At 60.0% G+C, this 3,892-nt stretch carries 3 protein-coding genes; 2 read left to right on the top strand and 1 reads right to left on the bottom strand.

Features of this window, described 5'->3' with window-relative positions; all coding sequences use genetic code 11:
- The first annotated feature begins 159 nt into the window (after nt 1–159).
- Complete coding sequence (macA, locus tag BFP90_RS20780; protein WP_065885031.1) at nt 160–1,311, top strand: macrolide transporter subunit MacA; 1,152 nt, start codon at nt 160–162, stop codon at nt 1,309–1,311.
- 3 nt (nt 1,312–1,314) lie between these two features.
- Complete coding sequence (locus tag BFP90_RS20785; RefSeq protein WP_065897876.1) at nt 1,315–3,273, top strand: MacB family efflux pump subunit; 1,959 nt, start codon at nt 1,315–1,317, stop codon at nt 3,271–3,273.
- A gap of 105 nt (nt 3,274–3,378) precedes the next feature.
- Here the strand turns inward: BFP90_RS20785 and BFP90_RS20790 are convergent.
- Nucleotides 3,379–3,892: IS3 family transposase (locus BFP90_RS20790; protein WP_065895938.1), on the bottom strand; the 514-nt coding region annotated here is incomplete at its 5' end.

Here is a 3,892-nt window from a genome sequence, read left to right on the forward strand (position 1 = left end):
TTACCCACGGATTCAAGCCTGCGTTCGGCCAGCGTGGTTTGACGGGGCGCCTGAGATCAAGATCAAAAGCCAGATCAAGATCAGGAGAGACTCGCTGCGCATCGTGGTTAGGGTTTGGATTTCCTTGCTCAATCAAAAAGCTCAACTTTATGGTCATTTATGCAAACGTCTAAGTTACGCAAAATCGGGATATTCGCCGTGCTGGCGGTTGCCATCGGCTTGATCATTTACACCGTCAAGGCGCCTGCCGATGCGCCTCAATACCTCACGGCCACTGTCGAGCGCGGTGATATTGAAAACGCCGTTCTCGCCACCGGCTTGTTGGAGGGCGTCAAGCAGGTCGATGTGGGTGCGCAGGTTTCCGGTCAGTTGAAGTCGCTCAAGGTCAAGGTCGGTGACAAGGTCAAGAAAGGCCAGTGGCTGGCTGAAATCGATCCGCTGATCCTGCAGAACACGCTGCGCAAGGCCCAGGTCGATGAGGAGAATCTGCAGGCTCAACGCCGCGCCACGGCGGCGCAGGTCAAGCAGGCCAGGTCGGTGTATGAGCGCTATAAGGGCTTGCAGGCCGATGAGTCGGTGTCGCGCCAGGATTTCGAGGACGCCGAGTCGACCTTTCAGGTGCAGCAGGCCAATCTGTTGTCTCTGGATGCGCAGATCAAGAGCGCGCACATTCAGATCGACACGGCCAAGGTCAACCTGGCTTATACCCGTATCAATGCGCCGATTGACGGCGATGTGGTGGGTATCGTTACCCAGGAAGGTCAGACGGTCATCGCCAACCAGCTGGCGCCGGTGCTGCTCAAGCTGGCCGACCTGGACACGATGACGGTCAAGGCCCAGGTGTCGGAAGCGGATGTGATTCACATCAGCCCCGGCCAGCAGGTGTATTTCACTATTCTCGGTGAGGCCGACAAGCGCTACTACGCCAAGCTGCGTGGCACTGAACCGGCACCGCAGAATTTCCTCGAAACCCAGACCGCCGGTGCGCCCAAGCAGAATACGGCGGTGTTTTATAACGCGCTGTTCGATGTGCCCAACCCCGACCACCGCTTGCGCATCGCCATGACCGCCCAGGTGCGTATCGTGCTCGACACCGCCGAGGCTGCGCTGATGATGCCGGTGGCGGCGCTGGGCGCGCGCAATGCCGAGGGCGGCTATGCAGTGCGGGTGCTCGACGCCAAGGGCAGGGCGCAGGTGCGTGAGGTGAAGACCGGTATCAACAACAACGTCAAGGTGCAGATCCTCGACGGCCTGGTCGAGGGCGACAAGGTGGTGATTGGCGACGCCTCGCCTGCCGTGGCGGGGAATTGAGCCATGACTCAACCTCTGCTGGAGCTCAAGGGCATCACCCGCAGTTTCATGGCCGGCGAGCGCGAATTCATCGCGCTCAAGGGCATCGACCTGACCATTCACGCCGGGGAAATGCTGGCGATCATCGGCGCCTCGGGTTCGGGTAAATCGACATTGATGAACATCCTCGGCGGCCTGGATTACGCCACCGCCGGCAGCTACAAAATCAACGGCATCGAAACCCGTTCCCTGGGCGATGAGCAACTGGCGGAACTGCGCCGCGATTACTTCGGGTTTATCTTCCAGCGCTACCACCTGCTGGCGCACCTGAGTGCCTTGCACAACGTGGAAATGCCGGCGATCTATGCCGGCATCCCGGAAGGCCAGCGCCACAGCCGCGCGCGGGAGTTGCTCGCGCGCCTGGGCCTGTCGGGGCATATCACCCATCGGCCGAGCCAGTTGTCCGGTGGGCAGCAGCAGCGCGTGAGTATCGCCCGGGCCTTGATGAATGGCGGCGAGGTGATCCTGGCCGACGAACCCACGGGCGCCCTCGACACCCATAGCGGCAAGGAGGTGATGCGCATCCTCGCCGAGCTGCACGCGGCCGGGCACACGGTGATCATCGTCACCCACGACCCCAAGGTGGCGGCCAATGCCCAGCGTATTGTCGAGGTGTGCGACGGCGAGATCGTCAGCGACAAGGCCAACGACAGTGCCGGCCTGGAGCTGCCCGAAGAAGCGCCGCTCGAGCCCCGGCGCAGCGGCGCGCGGCGCCTGGTGGCGAGCCTGGGGTTGTTCAAGGAAGCGTTCAACATGGCCTGGGTCGCGCTGATTTCCCATCGCATGCGCACCTTGCTGACCATGCTCGGTATCGTCATCGGCATCACCTCGGTGGTGTCGATCTCGGCCATCGGCGAGGGCGCCAAGCGTTATGTGCTCAAGGACATCCAGGCCATCGGCAGCAACACCATCGATATCTTTTCCGGCACCAGTTTCGGTGACAGCCGCGCCTCGGCCATCGAGACCCTGATGCCGTCAGATGTGGACGCGTTGAACCAGCTGTATTACGTCGACAGCGCCACCCCGGTGGTGGGGCGCAACCTGTTGCTGCGCTTTGGCAATATCGACGTGGACGCGCAGGTCAACGGCGTCAGCGACCGCTACTTCAAGGTCAAGGGCGTGAAGCTCGAAGCCGGTATCGCCTTCAGCGAAAGTGATGCACGGCGTCAGGCGCAGGTGGTGGTGATCGACCACAACACCCGGCATCGCCTGTTCGGGGCGAACGTCGACCCCCTGGGCCAGGTGATCCTGGTGGGCAACCTGCCGTGCACGGTGATCGGGGTGACGGCGGACAACAAGAACCTGTTCGCCGCCAGCAAGGTGCTGAACGTGTGGGTGCCGTATGAGACGGCGGCGGGGCGCCTGTTGGGGCAGCGCCATCTGGACAGCATCACCGTGCGCATCAAGGACGGCCAGCCGAGCAAGGTGGTGGAAGACAACGTCAATAAGCTCATGCTGCAACGCCACGGTACCAAGGATTTCTTCACCAACAACCTCGACAGCATCATGCAGACCGTGCAGAAAACCAGCCGTTCGCTGGCGCTGCTGTTGTCATTGATCGCGGTGATTTCGTTGTTGGTGGGTGGCATCGGGGTGATGAATATCATGCTGGTGTCGGTCACCGAACGCACCCGCGAGATTGGCATTCGCATGGCCGTAGGGGCACGGCAATCGGATATTCGCCAGCAGTTTCTGGTGGAGGCGGTGATGGTGTGTCTGATCGGCGGGATTATCGGTATCTCGCTGTCCTATGCCATCGGCTATTTGTTTTCGCTGTTCGTGAAGGAGTGGGAAATGGTGTTTTCCCTGGGCTCGATCATCACCGCGTTTGCCTGCTCGACGCTGATCGGCATCGTGTTCGGCTTCGTGCCGGCGCGCAACGCGGCGCGGCTGGACCCGATCGAGGCATTGGCTCGAGATTGATGGAGATCAAATGTGGGAGGGGGCTTGCCCCCGATGGCAGTGTGTCAGTCCATGCATAAGCAAGCTGAGGTGGTCAACTTTTTCCGGACACCTCAATCGGTGTTTTCAGGCTGTTTGCCGCTCGTACTGATTGGGCGGCAAATAGTCTAACGATGAATGCATTCGTCGTTCATTGTAGAACCGCACAATGTAATCCGTGACGTCCCTGATTGCTTCATCATGATTGGCATAGTCCTTCCTCCAAACACGCTCCATCTTCAGGTTCAAGAAGAAACGTTCCATGACTGCGTTGTCCCAGCAGTTGCCCTTGCGGCTCATGCTGCAGCGCAAGCCATGTCGTGTCAGCATGGCTTGGTAAGTAGCGCCTGCATACTGGCTGCCCCGATCTGAGTGCGCGATCAGACCCGGTTTAGGCTGTCTCTGTGTGATGGCTAGTTGCATAGCACTGCACACCAACTCTGCGCGCATATGCGGAGCCATGGACCAGCCTACGATCTTGCGTGAATACAAATCCATGACAGCCGCCAAGTACAGCCAGCCGCTTCGAGTGCGAATATAAGTGATGTCAGCAACCCATGATTGGTTGATCTGCTCGGGGTTAAACTGGCGGTTGAGCAGG

The organism is Pseudomonas sp. 24 E 13, from assembly GCF_900004715.1.
Lineage (GTDB): Bacteria > Pseudomonadota > Gammaproteobacteria > Pseudomonadales > Pseudomonadaceae > Aquipseudomonas > Aquipseudomonas orientalis_A.

What these genes read in the sequence shown, in the direction of transcription:
- macA (WP_065885031.1), top strand. Translation starts at nt 160, where the DNA reads ATGCAAACGTCTAAGTTACGCAAAATCGGGATATTCGCCGTGCTGGCG.
- BFP90_RS20785 (WP_065897876.1), top strand. Translation starts at nt 1,315, where the DNA reads ATGACTCAACCTCTGCTGGAGCTCAAGGGCATCACCCGCAGTTTCATG.